Source organism: Burkholderia cepacia (genome assembly GCF_001039005.1).
GTDB lineage: Bacteria > Pseudomonadota > Gammaproteobacteria > Burkholderiales > Burkholderiaceae > Burkholderia > Burkholderia theae.
This window is the reverse complement of record NZ_LDWR01000031.1, coordinates 87,798-109,858: the sequence shown is the minus strand read 5'-3', so window position 1 is coordinate 109,858 and position 22,061 is coordinate 87,798. Positions and strand designations below refer to the sequence as shown.

The 22,061-nt window shown below is 67.9% G+C and carries 16 protein-coding genes and 1 riboswitch; of the genes, 5 read left to right on the top strand and 11 right to left on the bottom strand.

Annotation, left to right across the window (positions count from 1 at the left end):
- Window positions 1-488, bottom strand: a 488-nt coding sequence (locus VL15_RS40310) for an alkaline phosphatase family protein (protein WP_329955953.1), incomplete at its 3' end; no start/stop codon positions are given.
- A 472-nt stretch (window positions 489-960) separates the two neighbouring features.
- Between VL15_RS40310 and ftsH the strand changes: the two genes are divergently transcribed.
- Both ftsH and VL15_RS18980 read left to right on the top strand, forming a co-directional pair.
- Window positions 961-2,937 (top strand): ATP-dependent zinc metalloprotease FtsH, encoded by a 1,977-nt coding sequence (ftsH, locus tag VL15_RS18985; protein ID WP_048247716.1) that lies wholly within the window; start codon window positions 961-963, stop codon window positions 2,935-2,937.
- A gap of 83 nt (window positions 2,938-3,020) precedes the next feature.
- Entirely contained in the window at window positions 3,021-3,488 is a 468-nt protein-coding gene (locus VL15_RS18980) for an OsmC family protein (protein ID WP_048247713.1), read from the top strand.
- Window positions 3,489-3,494: 6 nt separating this feature from the next.
- On the opposite strand, the gene otsA is transcribed toward VL15_RS18980, so the two are convergent.
- The 3 genes from otsA to VL15_RS18960 all read right to left on the bottom strand — a co-directional run bounded on the left by otsA (window position 3,495) and on the right by VL15_RS18960 (window position 9,804).
- Window positions 3,495-4,901 carry an alpha,alpha-trehalose-phosphate synthase (UDP-forming) gene (otsA, locus tag VL15_RS18975; protein WP_048247712.1) on the bottom strand — a complete coding sequence of 469 codons (1,407 nt, stop codon included), beginning with the start codon at window positions 4,899-4,901 and terminating at the stop codon, window positions 3,495-3,497.
- 736 nt (window positions 4,902-5,637) lie between these two features.
- The gene (locus VL15_RS18965) at window positions 5,638-7,257 is read right to left on the bottom strand and encodes a methyl-accepting chemotaxis protein (protein ID WP_080970880.1); all 1,620 of its coding nucleotides are present in this window, start codon (window positions 7,255-7,257) and stop codon (window positions 5,638-5,640) included.
- Between the two features lie 468 nt (window positions 7,258-7,725).
- A complete protein-coding gene (locus tag VL15_RS18960) occupies window positions 7,726-9,804 on the bottom strand; it encodes a TonB-dependent receptor (protein WP_230684486.1) in 2,079 nt (692 codons plus the stop codon).
- Window positions 9,805-10,182: 378 nt separating this feature from the next.
- Window positions 10,183-10,338: riboswitch (FMN riboswitch) on the top strand.
- Window positions 10,339-10,404: 66 nt separating this feature from the next.
- On the opposite strand from VL15_RS18960, the gene VL15_RS18955 reads away from it, so the two are divergent.
- The gene (locus VL15_RS18955; protein ID WP_048247704.1) at window positions 10,405-10,914 is read left to right on the top strand and encodes a 6,7-dimethyl-8-ribityllumazine synthase; all 510 of its coding nucleotides are present in this window, start codon (window positions 10,405-10,407) and stop codon (window positions 10,912-10,914) included.
- Between the two features lie 106 nt (window positions 10,915-11,020).
- On the opposite strand, the gene VL15_RS18950 is transcribed toward VL15_RS18955, so the two are convergent.
- From VL15_RS18950 to VL15_RS18940, 3 genes are all read right to left on the bottom strand, one after another.
- A complete protein-coding gene (locus tag VL15_RS18950) occupies window positions 11,021-12,463 on the bottom strand; it encodes a sialidase family protein (protein ID WP_048247702.1) in 1,443 nt (480 codons plus the stop codon).
- Between the two features lie 463 nt (window positions 12,464-12,926).
- The gene (locus tag VL15_RS18945) at window positions 12,927-13,358 is read right to left on the bottom strand and encodes a MarR family winged helix-turn-helix transcriptional regulator (protein ID WP_048247700.1); all 432 of its coding nucleotides are present in this window, start codon (window positions 13,356-13,358) and stop codon (window positions 12,927-12,929) included.
- Window positions 13,355-14,272, bottom strand: coding sequence for a serine aminopeptidase domain-containing protein (locus VL15_RS18940; protein ID WP_048247699.1), 918 nt, complete (start codon window positions 14,270-14,272; stop codon window positions 13,355-13,357). The genes VL15_RS18945 and VL15_RS18940 overlap by 4 nt, the downstream gene beginning before the upstream one ends.
- 300 nt (window positions 14,273-14,572) lie before the next feature.
- Between VL15_RS18940 and VL15_RS18935 the strand changes: the two genes are divergently transcribed.
- Together VL15_RS18935 and VL15_RS18930 are read left to right on the top strand one after the other, a co-directional pair.
- The gene (locus VL15_RS18935; protein ID WP_048247730.1) at window positions 14,573-15,538 is read left to right on the top strand and encodes an ABC transporter substrate-binding protein; all 966 of its coding nucleotides are present in this window, start codon (window positions 14,573-14,575) and stop codon (window positions 15,536-15,538) included.
- A 52-nt stretch (window positions 15,539-15,590) separates the two neighbouring features.
- Window positions 15,591-16,685 carry an LLM class flavin-dependent oxidoreductase gene (locus VL15_RS18930; RefSeq protein WP_048247697.1) on the top strand — a complete coding sequence of 365 codons (1,095 nt, stop codon included), beginning with the start codon at window positions 15,591-15,593 and terminating at the stop codon, window positions 16,683-16,685.
- Window positions 16,686-16,793: 108 nt separating this feature from the next.
- On the opposite strand, the gene VL15_RS18925 is transcribed toward VL15_RS18930, so the two are convergent.
- From VL15_RS18925 to VL15_RS18905, 4 genes are read right to left on the bottom strand one after another with little or no spacing between them, the layout of a single operon-like run.
- Window positions 16,794-17,726, bottom strand: a complete 933-nt coding sequence (locus tag VL15_RS18925) for an ABC transporter substrate-binding protein (RefSeq protein WP_048247695.1) — start codon at window positions 17,724-17,726, stop codon at window positions 16,794-16,796.
- Between the two features lie 43 nt (window positions 17,727-17,769).
- Window positions 17,770-19,551: an amino acid ABC transporter permease/ATP-binding protein gene (locus tag VL15_RS40290; protein ID WP_080970878.1), complete on the bottom strand. Its 1,782-nt coding sequence runs from the start codon at window positions 19,549-19,551 to the stop codon at window positions 17,770-17,772.
- Window positions 19,552-19,611: 60 nt separating this feature from the next.
- Entirely contained in the window at window positions 19,612-20,964 is a 1,353-nt protein-coding gene (locus tag VL15_RS18910) for an LLM class flavin-dependent oxidoreductase (RefSeq protein ID WP_048247693.1), read from the bottom strand.
- A gap of 7 nt (window positions 20,965-20,971) precedes the next feature.
- A complete protein-coding gene (locus VL15_RS18905; RefSeq protein ID WP_048247691.1) occupies window positions 20,972-22,021 on the bottom strand; it encodes an LLM class flavin-dependent oxidoreductase in 1,050 nt (349 codons plus the stop codon).
- Between the last annotated feature and the right edge of the window lie 40 nt (window positions 22,022-22,061).

Genomic DNA, 22,061 nt, shown 5'->3' with positions numbered 1-22,061 from the left:
CTGCCGAACGGCGTGATCACGCCGTTCGGCAGCGGCTTGCCCTGCGCATCGGCAACCCGGAACGGCGCGTTCGGCAGCTTGTCGATGTCGCGCTCGGCGATCGCGTAGCGCTTGCCGTCCACTTCCTGCGCCTGCGGCACGAGCCCGCCCCAGATCTTCGGCAGCACGGGCAGCGGCGTCTTGCCGTCGCGGTCGAGCTGCTGCGCCTGCTCGGGCCGCACTTCGCTCAGCGGATGGCGCACGCCCGGGAAATCGCCGTACAGGTTCGCGAAGCTGCGGTTTTCCGCGTAGATCACGACGATGTGGCGCACGCGTTCGCGCAACGCTTCGTCGATGCGCAGGTCGGCGGCGGAACGCGGTGCGCCGCCCGGCGTGGTTTCACAGCCGCTGAGCGCGACACCCGCACCGAGCGCGGCGAGGCCACCGAGCATGCGGCGGCGGTCGGGATCGGCGGGAAGGTCGTCGGGGCGATCGGGGGTGTCGTTCACGTCGTGTGCTCCTCGAATGGGCGGGTTGGCGGTGTGGTTCGATGCGCGGCGGCGTCGCACAGGCTGCCGCGACGCGGGTCGGAAAGCAACGGCCGGTGTCGCGTGCAAGCAGGGGCGACTCGGCTGTCACAAAAATGTCACGAACGCGACTATAACGCGGCGAGGGCTGCCGATGAAAGGCGTTTGTCGGACGATTCGGTTCACGCGGCGGGCGATGCGCGACGCGCGTGCGCGAACTAGACTGGATTCAGGGGCGGCACGTCGCGGCGTGCCGCCCGGGCGAGGATCGCCCGGCGGCGTCGGCCGACGGCGTCGCCGCGGCGTCATCGATGCGACGAAACGAGGCGATCAAGCGAGGCGACGATGGCGCGGATGAAGGGCGTTTTCGCATGGCTGCCGATGCCGCGCGCCGACTGCGCGCGCGTGCCTGCGTGAGCGTGTGCCGCGCAGCGCGGATGGCCGGCCCGATGCCATGGACAAGAAATTCGACTACCCGGGATTGCTGATCGCGGCGGGCTTCTTCGTGCTGTTCGCCGCGCAGTTGCTGATGCTGCACCAGACGTCGGCGTCGATCGCCTACAGCGATTTCCACCGGCTCGTCGCCGCGCGGCTCGTCGACGATCTCGAGGTCGGCCCCACATCGATCACCGGCACGCTCAAGATGCCGCAGGCCGCGACGCTGCTGCCGGCATCCGAGGCCGCGGTCGTGCAGCAGGCCGGCACGCCGTGGCGCTTTACCACCAACCGCGTGACCGACGAACATCTCACCGACACGCTGACCGCCGCCGGCATTCGTTATCACGGCACGCCCGACACGGGCTGGATCGCGTCGTTGGCTTCGTGGCTGCTGCCGCTCGTGCTGTTCGTGTTCGTGTGGAACATGATGCTGCGCAGACGCGGCGGGCTGCAGGATTTCACCGGGATGGGCAAGAGCCGGGCGCGCGTGTACGTGCAGCAGGAAACCGGCATCACGTTCGACGATATCGCGGGCATTGACGAGGCGAAGGCCGAGCTGCAGCAGCTCGTCGCGTTCCTGCGCAACCCCGATCGCTACCAGCGGCTCGGCGGCAAGATTCCGAAGGGTGTGCTCGTCGTCGGCGCGCCGGGTACGGGCAAGACGCTGCTGGCGCGCGCGGTGGCCGGCGAGGCGGCCGTGCCGTTCTTCTCGATCAGCGGCTCGGCGTTCGTCGAGATGTTCGTCGGCGTGGGTGCGGCGCGCGTGCGCGACCTGTTCGAGCAGGCGCAGCAGAAGGCACCGTGCATCGTGTTCGTCGACGAGCTCGATGCGCTCGGCAAGGTGCGCGGCGTCGGCCCGATGTCGGGCAACGACGAGCGCGAGCAGACGCTCAACCAGTTGCTCGTCGAGATGGACGGCTTTCAGGCCGGCTCCGGCGTGATCATCATGGCCGCGACGAACCGGCCGGAGATCCTCGATCCCGCGCTGCTGCGGCCGGGCCGCTTCGATCGCCATATCGCGATCGACCGGCCCGACGTGAACGGCCGCCGGCAGATCTTCGGCGTGCACGTGAAGCGCGTGAAGCTCGCGGCCGACGTGGACCTCGGCGAACTCGCGTCGCGCACGCCGGGCTTCGTCGGCGCCGATCTCGCGAACGTCGTCAACGAGGCCGCGCTGCATGCGGCCGAACTCGGCAAGCCGGCGATCGGCATGGCCGACTTCGACGAGGCGATCGACCGCGCGCTGACGGGCCTCGAGCGCAAGAGCCGCGTGATGAACGCACAGGAGAAGCTGACCATCGCGTATCACGAGGCCGGCCATGCGCTCGTCGCGGAAAGCCGCGCGCATTGCGATCCGGTGAAGAAGGTGTCGATCATTCCGCGCGGCGTTGCCGCGCTCGGTTATACGCAGCAGGTGCCGACCGAGGATCGCTACGTGCTGCGCAGAAGCGAGCTGCTCGACCGGATCGATGCGCTGCTCGGCGGGCGGGTCGCGGAAGAGCTCGTGTTCGGCGACGTGTCGACGGGGGCGCAGAACGATCTCGAACGCGCGACCGCGATGGCGCGCCACATGGTCATGCAGTACGGGATGAGCGAGAAGATCGGGCTGGCGACGTTCGACGACGGCGATGCGCGCCAGGGCATCCCCGGCGCATGGCGTGCGGCCGACGGACGCTGCAGCGAACATACCGCGCGGATGATCGACGACGAGGTGCGCACGCTGCTGGCCGACGCGCATACGCGTGTCGCGGCGACGCTCGGCGAACGCCGCGATGCGCTCGAACGCATCGCGCGACGGCTGTTGCAATGCGAGGTGCTCGAACGCGACGCGCTGCAGGCGCTGATCGACGGGCGCATCGAATCGTCATCTGCCGCGGCAGCGGCACCCGATGACGAAACCGGCCCGCGCGGCGACGCGATCGCGCCGGAGCAGGCCTCCGCGGTCGAGCGCGATTTCGTCGCGTACGGGCCGCCGCGCGAGCCCGAGCGCTGAACGCGCTGCCGACCTGAGACCGGCGCGCGCCGATGCGGCGCCGCGCCGCGATTCAATTCCCTCTTTCCCGCCACGGAGTCGCCATGAGCGAGCCGCACGTATCGGTCAAGGTCGCGCAGCAGGCGCGCTTTTGCTTCGAAGTCACGTTTGCCGGCACGACGCTGTCGCCGGTGTTGATCGACGAGCCGCCGCCGCTCGGCGCCGGAAACGGGCCGAACCCCGTCCGGTTGCTTGCCGCGGCCGTCGCGAGCTGTCTCGCGGCAAGCCTGCTGTTCGCGCTGGAAAAGCAGCATGTGGATCCGCAGCCGGTCGCCGCGCACATCGACGTCGACATGGTGCGGAACGAAGCAGGCAGGGTGCGTGTGGGCGCGATGTCCGTGCGGCTGTCGATCGGAAAAACGTGGGCGGATCTCGCGGCGGCGACGCGCGTGCTCGACCGGTTCGATGCGTATTGCGTCGTCACCGAGAGCATGCGCGCGGGCATCCCGATCGCGGTCGACCTGTGCGACGCGAACGGCACGGTGATGGAATACGCGGCGACGGACGGGTGAGTGCGGTCAGTGCTCGGTGGCTGCGGCGACTTCGGCTGCTTCGGCGAGCGCTTCGAGAAAGCGCGTGCGCCACCAGTGCACGTCGGTTTTGCGCACGATCGCCATCAGCGCCGCGTGACGCTGGCGGCGTTCCTCGAGCGGCATCGTGAGCGCGCGCTGGATGGCCTGCGCGGTGCCTTGCGTGTCGTACGGATTGACGAGCAGCGCCGATTTCAGTTGCTCGGCCGCGCCCGCGAAACGCGACAGCACGAGTACGCCCGGATCGGCCGCGTCCTGCGCGGCGAGGAACTCCTTCGCGACGAGGTTCATCCCGTCGCGCAGCGGCGTGACGAGCGCGACGCGGCTCGCGCGGTAGAGGCCCGGCAAGCGCTTGCGCGCAACGGTGCGGTGAATGTAGCGCATCGGCATCCATTCGAGTTCGCCGTAGTCGCCGTTGATCGCGCCGCACAGGCTGTCCATCTCGCGCCGCAGGTCGTCGTAGGCGCCGAGATCCTCGCGGCTCGGCGCGGCGATCTGGATCAGCGTCGCGCGGTCGCGGTTCTCCGGATACTGTTCGAGCAACTCGCGGAACGCATGCACGCGCTGAGGCAGCCCCTTCGTGTAGTCGAGCCGGTCGACGCCGACCAGCAACTGGCGGCGCGAATATTCATCGCGCATCCGGTCGAACATGTCGATGCCGTCGCGATCGCGGGCGAGCGACTCGAACTCGTCGACGTTGATGCCGATCGGGAACGCGCCGGCCGACAACGTGCGGCCGAACGCGCGCAAGCGGCCGTCCGGCAGCCGCGCGGCCCCCGCTTCCGCTTCGACGTAATGCTCGAAGTGCAGCAGGTCCGATTCGGTCTGGAAGCCGACGAGGTCGTAGGCGAACAGCGAGCGCATCAGCCATTCGTGTTCCGGGATCGCGGCCATGATCGGCGGCGGCGGCATCGGGATATGCAGGAAGAAGCCGATCGGATTCGGGCAGCCCATCGCGCGCAGTTCGGCGGCGAGCGGAATCAGCTGGTAGTCGTGGACCCAGATGGTGTCGTCGGGCCGCAGCAGCGTGCGCAGCTTGCGCGCGAACAGCTGGTTCACGCGCCGGTAGCCGTCGGCGAAGCGGCGGTCGAACTGCGCGAGATCGAGCCGGTAGTGAAACACCGGCCACAGCACATTGTTCGAATAACCGAGGTAGTACGCGTCGTAATCCTGCGGGTCGAGGTCGATCGTCGCGAGCTGGATGCCGCCGACGTTCTGGATCTGCACCTCGTCGCCATGCGTGGGCTGATCGTCGCCGCCGCGCAGCCTGCCGCTCCAGCCGAACCATACGCCGCCGGTTTCCTGCAGGCTGTCCTTCACGGCAACGGCAAGGCCGCCTGCCGCGGCTTTACGGGGATCTGCAATGCGATTGGATACGACGACGAGTCGGCTCACCAGCTCTCCTGACGATTGTTGGGGGAAAGGGTCGTGCGGCCGACGGCACGAAGCGGACGCCGCCATCGCCGCGCTGTGCGCGATGTGATGGGGCCGCAATGCAATCGGACGGGAGTCAGGGCACGCGATTCGCCGTCCGAACGGGGAGTGCTCTTTTTAGGATACTCGTCATTCGTGCGTTTTAAAAGTCTGCATCGGCGAGCGGCGCGGGTGCGCATGCGGCGCGATGGGCATGACGTCGGCGTGGCGGCACGCGATGCGTGGGCGGGATCGGAACTCGCGCGGCGTTGCAGACGTGGCGTGTCGGCGAGCGGAGCGACGTGTATGACATCGGTGCGCCACGACGCGATGCGTGGGCGGGATCGGAGCTTGCGCGGCACTGCAAACGCGGCATGCGTCCCGCACAGCGGGGGAAGGGGAAAAGGCGGTGATTCGTGTCAGCGTGCTTGCGGGCAGGCACGCGCACGTCCGCACACGCGCACGATGCCGCGCGGATCGACGGCGATGGCTTTCGATGTGGCTATGCCGATGCGCGACCTACATGCACGCGTGCCGTGAACGCGCGACGCGGAGCGGCGACGCGCGACGTCGTGCATGGGGGCAAAGCGTGCCGGACCGCGACGCTGCGCAGCCGCACCGCGTGCCGCGTGCGGCCGCGCATCGCGTGGTGCGCGCAAGCGTGACCCAGACGGACCACCGGCGCAGCGTGCGCCTCATCGTCTCCTCGCCGCAGTCGTCATGCGGCGGCCGGTTGCCAGTGATGCGTGTCGGCCGCCTGCGCATGCATGCCCGGCGACGCCACGTGTTCGCCGGCCGGCATCCGGAATGCGGAGACCGTTTCGGACAGCTCGCGGCCCTGCGCCTCGAGCGACTTCGATGCGGCCGCGGCCTGTTCGACGAGCGCCGCGTTCTGCTGCGTCGTCTCGTCCATCTGCGTGATCGTCAGGTTCACCTGGTCGATGCCGCGGCTCTGCTCGGCCGACGCGGCCGCGATCTCGCCCATGATGTCCGTCACGCGCGCAACCGCCTGCGTGACGTCGGACATCGTCTTGCCGGCTTCGCCCGCGAGCGCCGAGCCGTTCTGGATCGTCTGCACCGACGCGGAGATCAGTTCCTTGATTTCCTTCGCCGCCGTCGACGAGCGTTGCGCGAGACTGCGTACCTCGCTCGCGACGACCGCGAAGCCGCGGCCCTGTTCGCCGGCGCGCGCCGCTTCGACCGCCGCGTTCAGCGCGAGGATGTTGGTCTGGAATGCGATGCCTTCGATGATGCCGGTGATGTCGGCGATCTTCGACGAGCTGTGGCCGATCTCCGTCATCGTGTCGACCACGCGGCCGACCACCGAGCTGCCGCGCTGCGCGACATCGGACGCATTCGCGGCGAGCGTGCTCGCCTGTTGCGCGTTTTCCGCATTCAGCCGCACCGTCGACGTGAATTCCTCCATCGTCGCGGCGGTTTCCTGCAGCGACGCGGCCTGTTCCTCGGTGCGCTGGCTCAGGTCGAGGTTGCCCGATGCAATCTCGCCCACCGCATGCGCGATGCTGTTCGACGAATCGCGCACGCGGCCGACGATGCCGATCAGCCGTTCGTTCATGGTCCGCAGCGCGTCGAGCAGGTCGCGCGTCTCGTCGTTGCCGCTCACCTGGATGCGGCTGCCGAGATCGCCGTTCGCCACCGTGCGCGCGACGTTCACCGCCGAGCCGATCGGCGCGGTGATCTTGCGCGTCAGCCACAGGCCGCCGCACGCGGCGATCACGACGGCGATCAGGCAGATGCCGGCCAGCAGATTGCGCTCCATCGCGTAGCGATCCGCGAATTCCTGCGCGATCGCGAGTTCGCGGTCATGCGTATAGGTCGCGTACGCGTCGGTCGCGCGCACCAGCTGCGCGAGCAGCGGGCGGCAATTGTCGTCGATGTCGGCCGTCGCCTCGTCCTTCTTGCCGGCCTGCGCGAGCCCGACGATGCGCAGCGCGACGGGCCCGTAGCTGGTTTCGACGCGCACGATGTCGGCCACCAGCTCGCGCGCGCGATCGGAGGTGTCGGTCGCGTTCGCCATCATGTCCTTGAGCTTCGCGAGATGTTCCTGCACGTCCTTGTGCGCCTGGTTCACTTCGGCCAGTTCGAGCTCGACGTCGGACGGTTTGGTCACGAGCACGAGATTGCGCGCGGCGATCGCACGCCGGTCGACCGCGGTGCGGATTTGCGCGGACAGGGTTGCCCGCGCATTGATGCCGTTCATGTAGCGGGAAAACTCGGCGTTGGTATCGGATAGCGCCTTGAGGGCCATGCCCGACACGATCACGACGACTGCGGCGAGCAGGCCGAAGCCACCCAGGAGTTTTGTTTTGATGCTCATTCTGGCGATTTTCACGTTGTGCCTCTGCGCGTGTGGTTGGCAAATGGAATTTATTCTTCGACCAGATACGGGCTGGTGCCGGCATTAACGGGTATCCCGGATGATTCTTTACCCTTCGAAAACCCTGATATTAGTTTTTTTAGCGATGAGAGCCTTGTCGGGCGGGGCGCTGTTGATTTTGATCAAAAAATGGAGGATCACCCGTGATTCGAAAATTTATACGCAGAATTTGAAACCGGTTTTATTGGTGAAACAAAAATCCTCTTTTTGTTAATAATCGTCTGATGATTTTGTTTCAATTTATGGGTGAATGACGGAATTTCCTTTCGGATGAATCAGGAGGCGGGAACCGGTATGCGCCATTGGCGTGCGCTGCACAATGAGGTGGTTATGGCGAATAATGAAAATTGACGGCGAATCGTTGGTTGCGCCACGGGCCTGCGGCGCTCACCGCAGGCCCTGAGAGGGTCAGAACGTGGTGCGCAATCCGGCCATCGCGCTGCGGCCGCCTTGCGGCGCGAAGCCGCGTACGACCGAGGTCGAGTAGCGGATTTCCTGGTTCGTCAGGTTGTCGCCGCGCAGGTACGCGAGCCAGTGCGTCGGGCCGACGCGGAACTTGTAGGTCAGCATCACGCCGAGCGACGTGTAGCCGTCCGTCGAGAAGTCGTTGTCCGGCACGCGGCGCTGCGACCATGCGTGCGTGACCTGCGCGCGTGCGCCGAACGGGCCGTAGCCGTAGTCGGCCGCGAGCGTCGCGCGCAGCGGTGCGATGCGCGGCAGCGGCTGGCCCGTGTCGACGTTGCGCGCGTGCGTGTAGTCGGCCGTCAGTTCCAGGTCGACCGTATGGCCGCGCCGCGAGAAGGCGCGCCACTTGCCGTCCAGCTCGATACCGTAGAACTCGGCGCGCACGCCGCGATAGATCGCCTCGTTGAGCGAGCCGTCGGTACCGGGTGCGACGGGCTCGCCGTCGTCGTTGACGACGCGCCCCGTGTTGTACTCGGTCAGGTAGTTCGAGAAGCGGTTGTAGAACACGCCGACGCTGCCGCGGTTCGGGCCGCTCGTGTAGCGCAGCGACAGGTCGGTCGATACGGCCTTTTCCTTCGATGCGTTCGGGTTGCCGATCAGGAACTGGCCGGTCGCATCGTGCGGACCGTTCGAATACAGCTCGTAGAACGTCGGCGCGCGTTCGGTGTATGCGACGTTCGCTGCGACCGACCACACGGGCGTCAGCGAGAACAGCGCGCCGGCCGACAGGCTGCCCGCGTTGAAGTCGCGCGGCTGCGCGCCCGCGAATTTCTCGACGCCGGCCGGATCGGGATCGACCTTCACATGCTCGAAGCGGCCGCCGAGGCTCAGCTTCAGCGCCGGGACGACCTGCCATTCCTCGAGGCCGAACAGCGCGACGCTGTTCGTGCGCGTGGACGGCACGAGCATCTCGTCGCCGAGCGCGGAGAACGTGTTCTGGCCGAACTGCACGCCGATCGCGCCTTCGAACGGGCCGATCTTGCGGTGCTGCGCCTCGATGCGCGCCTCGTAGCCGCGGTTGCGGAAGGTGGTTGCGGTCTGGCCGTTGTCGACTTCCTTGTGGCGGTAGTCGGTGTACGCGAAATCGAATTTCAGCTTCGTGAACGGCCCGTTCAGGTTGCGCACCTCGGACGCAAGCGCGAGGCGTTCCTGGCGCATCCGCAGCCGCACGTCGCTCTCCGCGACGGAGCCGTAGTTCGATTCGTAGCCGCTGTACGACAGGCCCGCGAAACCGTCCGCCCACGTGTACGACGCGCCCACCGCGCCGCCGTGCACGCGGCCGTCGCTGTTCGGCACGCTGCCGACCGGCTGCGGCGTGTCGGGGCCGTCGATCGCGCGCTGCTGGCTACTGCGCGCGTAGCCGGGAATCCGCAGCTTGCTCGTTTCGCGGTCGAACGCGTCGACGTGGAACGCGAAGCGGCCGTTGCCGCCTTCGACTTGCGCGGCACCCGCGCGCACCGAATTCGCGCCGCCGTAGCGTGCGTCGATCGCACCCGTCACACCCTGGATCGCTTCGCGCGGAATCCGGTTGTCGATGGTGTTGACGACGCCGCCCACCGCGTTGCCGCCGTACAGCAGCGCGGCCGGGCCACGCACGATCTCGACGCGCTCGATCGACAGCGGATCCTGCGGCACCGCATGGTCGTACGACAGCGACGACGCGTCGTAGGCCGCGACGCCGTTCTGCAGCAGCCGGATCCGGTCGCCGTCCATCCCGCGGATGATCGGGCGGCCGACCATCGGCCCGTAGGTGGTGGTCGACACGCCGGGTAGCCCGTTGAGCGTTTCGCCGAGCGAATCGGCCTGGCGGCGCGTCAGCGCATCGCCGGAAAGCTGCGCGGTCGGCGCGATCAGTTCGGTGTCGCCGAGCGGGTTCGCGGTCACGAAGATCGGTGCGAGCGGGGCGGCGGACGGCGTGCCCGACGCGGCGGGCGCATCGGCCTGCGCGTGCGCGGCGGCGGCGAACAGCATCAGCGAAAGGGGCGAGAGCGGGCGAAGCGGTAGACGAGGGAGGTCGCGCATGGTCGGTGAATCGGTTGGAATCGGATCGGATAACGAGCGATGCGGGTCACGACTAGATACGATATATTGTTGCGTCTGTGACGCGGAGTGACCCGTTGGAACATGGCTCGGCGAGGCTCGGCCACCCACAGTGGAACGGCGTCAGGCGGACGAGTACGCAGAATGATATGTTATATCATTTCAAATTCCAAGCCGGCTGACGGGGTTTCGTCGGGTTTCTGTCGGATCGGTGAAATGGGTGGCGAGAGCGGAAAACCGGCGACGGAAAGCGTCGGCCGGCATGCGTCGGGCGCGTCTACCGCATGAAACGGTTCAGCCGGCTTCGGGCAATATGCGCGATGAGACTGTGATAGATTTCCGTCGCGGCCAATTTGCCGCGAACGTTCTCAGGGCGGGGTGAAATTCCCCACCGGCGGTAATCGCGCGATTGCGCGTAGCCCGCGAGCGCTTGCCTGGATGGTTGTCACGGCAAGGTCAGCAGACCCGGTGTGATTCCGGGGCCGACGGTTAAAGTCCGGATGAGAGAGAGCGGGGTTCGTTGCGTACGCAAGGTACGCGGCTTGTCCCTGTGCGCCCATTCAACTCACACAGGATCAGCCAATGACCCAGATTTCTCACGTTTCCCCAACTGCCGCTCCCCGTATCGCTTTTGTGCAGTCGTGCTGGCACAAGGAGATCGTCGACCAGTGCCGAATCGCGTTTGTCGATGCACTGGGCAACGCGAACATGGGCGAATCGGATTGCGATTTCTTCGAAGTGGCCGGCGCCTTCGAGATTCCGCTGCATGCCAAATTGCTCGCGAAAACCGGCAAATACGCGGCCATCGCCTGCGCCGGGCTGGTTGTCGATGGCGGCATCTATCGCCATGACTTCGTCGCGCAAACGGTGATTTCGGGCCTCATGCAGGTGCAGCTTGAAACCGAGGTGGTGGTGCTGTCGGCGGTGCTGACGCCGCACCATTTCCATGGATCGGACGAGCACGTCAAGTTCTTCCACGAACACTTCCTCGTGAAAGGTGCTGAGCTCGCGCACGCATGCGTCGATACGATCGGCAAGGTTGCGGCGCTCAAGGCGGAATCCGCGGCCACTGCGATGAAGCAGGCCGCCTGACGCTTGTGCCGCGTGATTTGACGCGCGACACACGCTGTTCAGGGCGGGCCGCCGCGCGACGGATGACGTCGCGTGGCGGCGTGGCGGCGTTGCGGTCAGGTGCGCGTCACGGTGCGAAGAACACGTCGGTGCGATTCGTCAGGTTGCCCGCGTTGGTCTGGACGAAGAACGGATGGAACGACGACGACGGGCCGACGTCGAGGCCCTGATAGTCGCCGATGAAGAAGCCTTCCGCGTTCGGCGCGAGCTTCATGTCGAACGGGCCGCCGACGCGCCGTTCGGCGACGAACGTGGTTCCGCCGTCGAGCGAGATCTTGCGCCAGAAGCCTGTCGGCAGCGTCGTCGTGTTCGCGGCCAGCAGGTCGCGGAAGTCGTAGTGGGTGACCATCACGGCGCCCGTGTTGTCGACGCGCACCGACGGATTGAAGGCCGGCCGGCCGGTCGGCGTGTTGACTTGCAGCGGCGCGCTCCAGGACGCACCGCCGTCCTTGGACGTCGATAGCGCGATCTCGTCGTACTTGCCGCCGTTGAAGCGGCTGTCCTGCCACACGACGTAAAGCTGGCCCGACGCGGGATCGATCGCGGGCTCGGGAATGATGTCGCCGGTGCGCACGGGTTCGCCGGTGTTCGGGTCCGTCACGCCGACCGTCTGCAATCCCGCAATCACCTGCGGCTGCGTCCACGTCGCGCCGTCGTCGGTCGACTTGATGAACGCGACCTTGCCGGCGGCCTTGCTGAATGGTGGCTGGATCAGGTTGAAGAAGTCGTAGAGCGTGCCGCTCTTCGGATCGACGACGATCTGGTTGCCGATCGTCTGCTGGCGCGACCGCACGTGGACGATGACCTTCGCCTTGCTCCAAGTCTTGCCGCCGTCGGTTGTTTTCGAGAACAGCGTCGGCCCGCGGAACGCCTGCGTGTGCAGGTTCGCGTACGGGTTGCCGTTCGGCAGTTCGAGGCGGTCCCATACCGCGTACGCAGTGCCGGCCTTCACCGGATTCGCCGTCACCGATTCCTTGTCGTTGAAGAACTGCGTCGTCGGTTCGTTGTTCGCGACCAGCAACGCGGGACTGCTCCACGTCTGCCCGCCGTCGGTCGATATCGAGCCGGCGACCGCGTTGCTGTTGTTCGACTGGTTGAACGTGATCGCGACCGAGTACGCAGTGCCGTCAGGCCCGATCGATACCCACGGGTCCGACGCGCGTTCGTACGACAGCCCGCCCGGCGCGCATGCACTGAACGGCTGCGTCGTCCGTGCCCAGGTGGCGCCGCCGTCGAACGTGTAGCCCGCGACATGGCCGTGCGCGCCGCCGTTCGACCAGCGGTCCTGCTGCCACACGCCGATCATGTTTTGCGGGTTGGCCGGATTGACCGCGAGCCACGGTTCGACTTCCGCATTCACGTAGACGGTGCCGGGCCCGCCGATGGTGCAGGCGGCGTATGGACTGGGGCCGGACACGAGCACGGGATCCGCGTACGCGGGGGCACAGGCCAGTGCCATCGCGGCGGGCAGGCAGGTGAATAGCGGGTGGGACACGATAATGCGTCGCATGGACTGCTCCTCGTTGACGTGCGGCCGCGATGGTGCGGCGGAACGAGGCCGTGCGAGCCGATGCGCGGCGGTACGGGCCGCCCGGGTCGGGGTGTTGCGGCGACGCGCACGATGCGTGCCGCCGGAACGTGTCGTTCAGGATGCCGCTTCAGCCATCGCGATCCGCGTGCGCTGGATACCGCCAGCACTTCGGTCAAGACTCCTATTTGTTTTTATTGCTTGTGACGGATGTGTCGTTGATGCCGCCCGGCGGGGAGGCCGGTTCGGGCAGGCGAAGAATGCGTAGAAGTGGATTGCAATGTAGTTGATCCGGATGCGGCGAGGCAGGCAATTTTTTGTAACAGCACGTAGCCGGAAAGCGTTGCCGAACGAGAGCAAACGTGTGGGCAAAATTTGCCGTGGCGAGCATGCGAAATCGAAACGGAAAGATGAATTGCTATCGTTTCCGCTCGACGTACGTTGCTCAGCGTTCCGCCGGAAACCGCTCCTGCAACGTGTGCAGCCAGCGCGCGACGACATCGAGTTCCGCGTCGGAAAACCCGTCGCCCAGCTTGCCGTTCAGTTCGCGCAGCAGCACGCGCGCACGCTTGAGCGCCGCATGGCCGTCGTCGGTCAGGTACAGGCGCGTCGCGCGGCCGTCGTCCGAATCGGCGTGGCGCGCGAGCAGGCCGGCTTTCGCCATCCGGTCGGCGAGCCCGGTCATTGCGGACGGCGCGAGTTGCAGCGTGGCACCGACTTCGCCGATCAGCGCGCCGTCCTGCTTCGCGAGACAGAACAGCACGCCGGCCTGCGCGGCACTCGCGCGCGTATCGGTCTCGGCCTTGCGGTCGATCCAGCGCTGCACGCGCCGCTGGCCGAGGTTCAACAGGAAAAACAGTCGTCGGTCTTCGCTCAAGCTGGGTTCCCGGCTGCAATGGAGAGGGAGGGGCGGCCCGCGCCGCGTGGCGTGTCGAGCGCCTGCGCGAGCCAGTCGGCCACGTCGGGCCACAGCACAGCGCCGGGCCGGCTGCGGAAGAAGCCCATGTGCCCGACCGGGCCGCTGCCCGCCGCGCGCGGATCGATCTGGCGGCGTTCGACTGCCGCGCGGGTCAGATAGCTTACCAGCAGGTCGATCGCGGTCGGGTTCGCCCACGGATCGTCGTCGAAGCCGAGTGCGAGGATCGGCAGCCGCTGTTTCGCGAAGCGCTCGGCTGCGCCGAGCGTCGGATCGTCGAAGAAATAACGCGGCAGCGTGGTCCAGCGGCTCCATTCGCGGAACACGCCGGCCGGCAAATCCTCGCCGAGCCCGAGCCGCTTGCCGGGCACGTAGCCGAGCAGCGCGGACATCAGCGGGCCGATCACACGCAGGATCAGCCGCACTTTCAGGCGCTCGGTCGCTTGCTTGATCAGGCGCGTGCTGCCCGCATGCGCGGCGACGAGCACGGCCGCGCGCAGGTGCGTCGTGCCGGCGGACAGCCCGATCGCATGCCCGCCGACGCTGTGGCCGACCGCCAGCAGCGGCAGACCGGCGTGCGTCTGCCGTGCCCACGCGGTCGCGGCGCCCACATCGAGCTCGATCCAGTCGCGCATGCTCGCCTGCAGCGCCTTCAGGCGCACGGGCCGCGACGTGTCGATGCCGCGGTAGTTGTAGGTCAGCGCAGCGAAGCCGCGCTCGGTCAGAAAGCGTGCGAATCCGGCATACAGCCGTTCCGGCACGGCCGTGGCCGGATGGATCAGCACCAGCGCGCGCGGTTCGGCGTCGGGCGTCCACAGCGTGCCGCGCAGCAGGTAACCGTCGATGGCGGAAAACTCGATGGGTTGGGAGGTCATGGCCGTCCTCGTTCCGGTAGTTATTTCGTATGCGAAATATAGTCCGGGATTTATTTCGTGCACGAAATATCTATCGAGGAATCATTCGAACGACGGGGGCCGGAGCTCGGCACCCGGTATCTGGCGGTTACGCTCGATTCATAAAATATTTGCATCTTTCCATAGCAGAATATTGCATTTGTCTCATGAAGCGGACCGACGTATCTTCACCGGTTCCATCCGCTGCGCCGGCCGTTGCGCAACGCGGACAACGAGGCGCCGCCGCCGTGCGGCAGCCTGCCAACCCTCGGGGAGATCACGTTGCTGAGCCGAATCGTCACGGCGCTCGTGCTGGCGCTTGCCGCGCAGCCGGGCATCGCGAAAGACACCGTCACGCTGCGCGTCGGTGAACAGAATTACTTCAACATCCAGGCGTCGATGGAGGCGTCCGGCGTGCTGAAGGACCTGCCTTATACGATCGAATGGAAGCACTTCCAGGCCGCCGCGCCCGTCGCCGAGAGCCTGAACGGCAACGCGATCGATGTCGGCTTCCTCGGCGATTCGGCGCTGCTGACGCTGGCCGCGCGCGGCGCGCCGGTCAAGGTCGTCGCGGTGTCGCGGCAGAGCCTCGACGGCGTCGCGATCCTCGTGCCGAAAAATTCGCCGGTGCGTACCGTGGCCGACCTGCAGGGCAAGACCGTCGCCGTGTGGCGCGGTGCATGGAGCCAGCAGCTCGTGCTGCGCGCGCTCGAACATGCGGGCCTGCGCGCGGATTCCGTCAAGTACGCGTATCTGATGCCGATCGATGCGACCAATGCGCTCGCGAACGGCTCGGTCGACGCCGTGTCGCTGTGGGAGCCGTTCGTCAGCACGCTCGCGTTGCGGCAGGGCGCGCGGCCCGTGACGACCGCGCAAGGGCTGATGCCCGCGCTGAGCTTCGTCGCCGCGAACGAGCAGGCTGCATCGGGAAAGCGCGCGGAGATCGCCGATTTCCTGCGGCGCGCCGTCGCCGCGCGCCAGTGGGTCGACAACCATCCGCGCGAGTACGCGGACCTGTGGGCGAAACGCGCGAAGCTCGAGCCCGACGTCGCCTACCGCTGGCTCAATAACGCGAAGCAGCGCGTCGGGCCCGTCGACGACGCGGCCGCGAAGGACGCGCAGAACACGGCCGACTTTTTGCACAAGGCCGGCGTGATTCCGGCCGCGTACGACACGTCGAAGCTGCTCGACCGCTCGTATGCGGGCGCATTCGCGGCGCCCGCGCAAAAGACGGCCGCCGCGCAGTGATCGTGCCGCCCTATCCACGATTCCCGATCGAGAACCAGAAGGACATCCCGACATGCCAGTCGACATCATCGGCATGATCACCGCGACGCCCGGCGCGGAGGTCGACGTACCGGGCGGCGCGGCCGTCCAGCCCGACTACGTGCGCCGCTTCGCGCAAGCGCACGAGGCCGCGGGCTTCGACCAGATCCTGGTCGGCCATTTCAGCAACGCGGCGGACGGCTTCATCGTCGCCTCGTTTGCGGCCGCCGCGACCGAACGTATCCGCATCCTGCTCGCGCATCGGCCCGGCGTGATCATGCCGTCGGCCGCCGCGCGGCAGATCTCGACGCTCGACGTATTCAGCGGCGGCCGGGTCGCACTGAACGTCGTGTCGGGCGGCGACGACACGGATCTGCAGCGCGACGGCGATTTCGTGGCGCACGATGTGCGCTACCGCCGCACCGGCGAATATCTCGACGTGCTGAAACGGATCTGGCTGGCCGACGCGCCGGTCGACCACGACGGCGAGTTCTACCGGCTGCGCGGCGCGTCGCCGCTCGTGAAGGGCGCGCAGCGGCCGCACGTGCCGATCTATTTCGGCGGCTCGTCGCCGGCTGCGCTCGCGGTCGCGGGCCAGCATGCGGATGTCTACATGACGTGGGGCGAGCCGCTTGCGTCGGTGCGTGAGCAGATCGCGCGCCTGCAGGCCGCGGCCGCACCGTTCGGGCGCGCGCCGCGCATCAGCGTGTCATTCCGGCCGATCGTCGCGGACACCGAGGCCGCTGCCTGGGAGAAGGCCGAGGCGATCCGCGAGCGCGTGCGCGCGGCACGGCTCGCGAACGGACAGCCGATTGCCGGCCACGCGCCGCAGAATGCGGGCTCGCAGCGGCTGATGGCGGCCGCCGCGCAGGGCGACGTGCTGGACGAGCGGCTGTGGATGGGTGTCGCGAACCTGACCGGCGCGCGCTGGAATTCGACCGCGCTCGTCGGCACGGCCGAACAGGTCGCGCGTGCGCTCGGCGCGTATTACCGGCTCGGCGTGTCGACGTTCCTGATTCGCGGGTTCGATCCGCTCGACGATGCGCTGGCCTACGGGCGCGACCTGATTCCGGCGATTCATGCGCATGTCGCGGATCTCGACCGGTATCGAGCGGCGGTGACGGCGTAAGCGAGACCCGGTCAGGCGGCACACCGCACGTCGATTCGCCCCGGCATTTCCATTGCGGAATGCCGGGGCGATTTCATTGCGTGCGTCGTTGTCGTTCCGGCATTCCGTTCAGAACGACGGCAACCCCGGCGGATTGGTCTCCGCGTGCGCGATCGCTTCGCTCTGCAGGCCCCAGCGCGCGAGCGCCTGCCCGTAGCGGCCGCTGCCGATCAGCGCATTCGTCGCGAGCGTCAACGCAGGCGCGAGCCCGCTGCCGCGGCGCGTCGCGATCGCAACATCGGCATTGTTCGGCCAGCCCGCATTGACGACGCCGACGCGGCGAATCTTGCCGCTGCGCGCGGCCTCGTACGCGAGCGACGCGTTCGGGTTCAGCTCCGCATCGGCGCGGCCCGACAGCAGCGCGACGCGCGCGGTCGCATCGTCGTCGAAATAGAGCAGCTCGGTCGGCTTCAGCGCTTGCGCGACGTTGCGCCGGCTCCATTCGAGCAGGATGCGTTCCTGGCTCGTCCCGGCACCGGTGATGATCCGCAAGCCCGCGATGTCCTTCGGCTCGGCGATCTTCGCGATCGGGCTGGCGGTGCGGACATAGAAGCCATGAAGCCCGAGCCGGTAGGTCGTGAAATCGTATTTCTCCTTGCGTTTCTCGGTCACGCCGACGTTCGAGATCACCGCGTCGTACTTGCCGGACGTCAGCCCGAGCGGCCAGTCGGCCCACGCGATCGGCACCAGCGCGAGCGTGCGGCCGAGCGCATCGGCGACGAGTTGCGCATAGTCGGGATCGGCGCCGACCACGGTGCGCGCGTCGGTCGCGTAGGTCGACACGGGCGGCGCGTGCGGCGAAATCGCGACCGTGAACGCGCCGTCGCGCACCCAGCGGTAGCCGGTCGCCGCGCGGATCGCGGCGGCGTCGCGTTCCGCGCGCAGGCGGCCGGCCTGGCGCGGGTCGAGGTCGGCGGTCGTGGCCGCCGCGTGCGCCGCGCGCCACGGCAAGCCGGATGCCGCCGCCAGCGCGGCGGTCATGAACTGGCGTCGGTCGATCATCGTGGCGCGCCTCGCAGGTCTCGCAGGTCGGGAGCGGCGCGCATCACAGCACCCGCGACAGGAATGCGCGCGTGCGAGGATGCGCCGGCGCGTCGAGCACGACGGCCGGCGGCCCGGCCTCGACGATGCGCCCGCGCTCCATGAACAGCACGTTGTCCGCGACTTCGCGCGCGAAGCCGATCTCGTGCGTGACGATCACGAGCGTCGTGCCCGAGCGCGCGAGTTCCTTGATCACGTCGAGCACCTCGTTGACGAGTTCGGGATCGAGCGCCGACGTCGGCTCGTCGAACAGCAGCACCTTCGGACGCAGCGCGAGCGCCCGCGCGATCGCGACGCGCTGCTGCTGGCCGCCGGACAACTGGCGCGGGTACGCATCGGCCTTGTCCGCGAGACCGACGCGCGCGAGCAGCGTGCGGGCGGTGCGCTCGGCGGCGTCGCGCGTCACGCCGGCGACGGCGACCGGTGCCTCGATCAGGTTCTCGAGCACCGTCAGGTGCGGGAACAGGTTGAAGTTCTGGAACACCATCCCGACGGCCGTGCGCCGCGTCAGCACATCGCGCTCCTTGAGCTCGTAGAGCACGTCGCCGTCGCGCCGGTAGCCGATCAGTTCGCCGTCGATGTCGATGAAGCCGTCGTCGACGCGCTCGAGATGGTTGATCGTGCGCAGCAGCGTCGACTTGCCCGATCCGGACGGTCCGACGATCACGGTCACGCTGCCGCGCGGCGCGACGAACGACACGTTGTCGAGCACGCGCTGCATGCCGAACTGCTTCGATACGCCGTGCACGGCCACTTCGCCGCCCGTTCGGGGCGCGGCGGTGGCGAGTTCGCCTTCGGCCTGCACATTCGACGCCGCGTTGCGCGCCGTTGCACGCCGCCACAGCACGCCGATGCGCGCAAGCGCGAACGTGAGCACGGACGGCGGCGGATTGCGCAGCGCCCCGCGTGCATAGTGCCGCTCGACCTGCACCTGGATCGCCGACAGCACGGTCAGGATGATCAGGTACCAGACGGTCGCGACCATCAGCAGCGGAATCACTTCGAGATTGCGGCGATAGATCACCTGCACCGTGTAGAACAGCTCGGGCATCGCGAGCACGTACACCATCGACGTGCCTTTCGCGAGCGTGATCAGATCGTTGAACGCGGTCGGCAGGATCGCACGCATCGCCTGCGGCAGCACGATCCGCGCGGTCTGGCGGCCGCGCGGCAACCCGAGCGCGGCGGCCGCTTCGAGCTGCCCCTGGTCGACCGCGAGAATGCCGCCGCGGATCACCTCCGCGGAAAACGCCGCGTGGTTCAGCGTGAGGCCGAGCACGGCCGCGAGGAACGGGCTGATCAGGTCGGTCGTCGGCGCTTCGAACCACACGATGTCGGTGAACGGCACGCCGAGCCGCACATGCTCGTACAGGTAGCCGAGGTTGTTGAGGATCAGCAGCAGCACGATCAGCGGAATCGAGCGGAACAGCCAGACGAAGGTCCACGCGCTCGCGGACAGCAGGCGCGAACGCGACAGCCGGGCCAGCGCGACGAACGCGCCGAGCACGAAGCCGAACACCGCGCCGAGCAGCGTGAGCACCAGCGTGCGTGCGAGTCCCGACAGCACCGGCGGCGACAGGAACCATTCGGCGAACACCGGCCAGCCCCATTGCGGGTTGCCGAGGATCGAATGCAGCGTGATCGCGATCAGCACGACGGCGAGCACGGTGCCGGCCGTGCGCGCCCGGTGGCGTGCGGGCACGATCCGGAAACGCGTGCCGGCGTCGCGCGTGCCGGGGGAAGAGAGCGGCGGCAGCGCGCCGCCGAGGTGGGTCGTGTCGCTCATGTCGTGGGGAGTCCTCGAGTCGGTCGGTCGGGCGCGCCGCGCACGGGCGGCGCGGTGGCGTCAGGCGTGCGCTTCGGCCGCCGGTTCCTGCGAAGCGCCGGGCGCCGCGTGGCGACTCGCCTTGCGCGGCAGGCCGAGGTGGTCGCGCAGCGTGGCGCCGGGCAGGTCGCGGCTGTAGCGGCCGCGCGCCTCGAGCACCGGAATCACGAGCTCGACGAAATCGTCGACGCCCTGCGCCTGCACCGGAAAGCCGAGGATGAAGCCGTCGCCGGCGCCCGCGTCGTGCCAGCGGATCAGCTCGTCGGCCACATGCTCGGCCGTGCCGATGAAGTTCGGGCGCGGCGTCGCGACCGCGAGCGCCGTTTCGCGCAGCGAAAGGCCTTTCTGTTTCGCGTCGGCCTTGATCCGGTCGGTGGTCGAGCGGAAGCTGTTGCGGCCGAGCTCGCCGAGTTCGGGGAACGGCGCGTCGAGCGCGTATTGCGTGAAATCGTGGTGATCGAAATAGCGGCCGAGATACGCGAGCGCCTCGTCGATCGTCAGCAGGTTGCGGATCACCTGGTATTTGTCTTCCGCCTCGGCGGCCGTGCGGCCGACGATCGGCCCGACGCCGGGGAAGATCTTCACGTCGCCGGCTTGCCGCCCGTGCTCGATCGCGCTCTGCTTCACGCGCCGCGTGAACGCGGCCGTTTCGTCGAGCGACGGCGAATGCGTGAACACCGCATCGGCGTACTTGCCCGCGAGCCCGATGCCGGTGTCGGACGAGCCGGCCTGGAAGATCACCGGCTGCCCCTGCGGCGAGCGCTGGATGTTGAGCGGGCCCGCGACCTGGAAGAAGCGGCCGTGATGATCGAGCGTGTGCAGCTTGTCTCGATCGAAGAAGCGGCCTGTCGCACGGTCGCGCACGAATGCGTCGTCGTCCCAGCTGTCCCACAGGCCCTGCACGACGTCGAGGTATTCGTCGGCGATCTCGTAGCGCAGTTCGTGATCGGGATGCGCCTTGCCGAAATTCTTCGCGGTGCCTTCGAGCGGCGTCGTCACGACGTTCCAGCCCGCGCGCCCGCCGCTGATCGCATCGAGCGACGCGAGCTGGCGCGCGACCGTGAACGGCTCGCTATACGACGTCGAGATCGTGCCCGCGAGCCCGATCTTCTTCGTCGCGACGGCGAGCGCCGACAGTACGGTCAGCGGCTCGAAACGGTTCAGGAAGTGCGGAATCGATTTCTCGTTGATGTAGAGGCCGTCCGCGACGAACGCGAACGTGATGCCGGCGGCTTCCGCCTTGCGCGCGATGCCGATCGCGAAGTCGAGGTTGATGCTCGCGTCCGGCGGGTTGCTCGGGTGCCGCCATGCATTCATGTGGCTGCCTGCGCCTTGCAGCATCAGGCCGAAGGGAATCGATCGTCGGGTCGTCATGGGAGCGTCACGCGTTCTGGTCAGGGGAGAGGGAGCGGTCGTCCGCGAGGGCCGCATGCAACGGCGTGGCCGACAGCGCACCGCCGAGCCATTCGACCGACGCGAGCCGCGCCGCGTAGTCGGTCACCGGCGAATCGATCACGAACGCATCGACGTCGAGCCGCCGGCTCAGCGTATCGAGCGCGCGGTGGATGCGCTCGGGCGTATCGGCCAGCACCGTCGGGCGCAGCTCGTCGATCCGGTAGTCGGACGCGCCGCTTTGCCGCGCGAATTCGGCGGCTGCCTGCGCGCTGCCGAGATTGAAGCTCTGGCCGCCCGCGAATTGCAGCTTGAAGATCTTCAGCGGCCCGATCAGTTGCTCGGCTTCGTCGCGCGTCGGCGCGGCCACCGCGTACAGCGCGACGAGCGGTCGCGTGCCGCCCGCGCTGCGGTATGCGTCCAGCGAGCGTTCGAGATTCGCGTCGTCGCCGTTGAAATGTCCCGCGTAGCAGAAGCGCCAGCCGTTGCGCGCGGCGAGTGCGCCGCTGTCTGGCGAACCACCGAGCAGGATGCGTTCGGGCGGCTGCGGCGGCACCGGCATCGCGACCGCGCCGGCCAGCGGATGGTCTTCGGCGACGCCCCAGCCGAGAAACGCGTCGAGCTCCGCGAGCTGGCCCGCGAAGTCGGGCTTGCGCGCCTTGTCGTGGAACCACTGCAGCGCGCGCGTGGTCAGCGGCAACCCGCCGGGCGCCTTGCCGATGCCGAGATCGACGCGGCCCGGCGCGAGCGCGGCCAGTAGCTTGAACGACTCGGCGACCTTGAACGGGCTGTAGTGCTGCAGCATCACGCCGCCCGAGCCGACGCGAATGCGCGACGTGCGCGCGAGCAGGTGCGCGACGACGATCTCCGGCGCCGAGCTCGCGAAGCCCGGCGTGCCGTGATGTTCGGCGACCCAGAAGCGCTCGTAGCCGAGCTGTTCGGCACGTTGCGCGAGCGTCGTGGTGAAGCGCAGCGCGTCGGCGGCGCTCGCGCCGTCGGCGATCGGACTCTTGTCCAGCAACGAAAGCGAATAAGACATGATGAGCGGCGTTCCTGCGTGTGGCGTGAATGGACGGTGG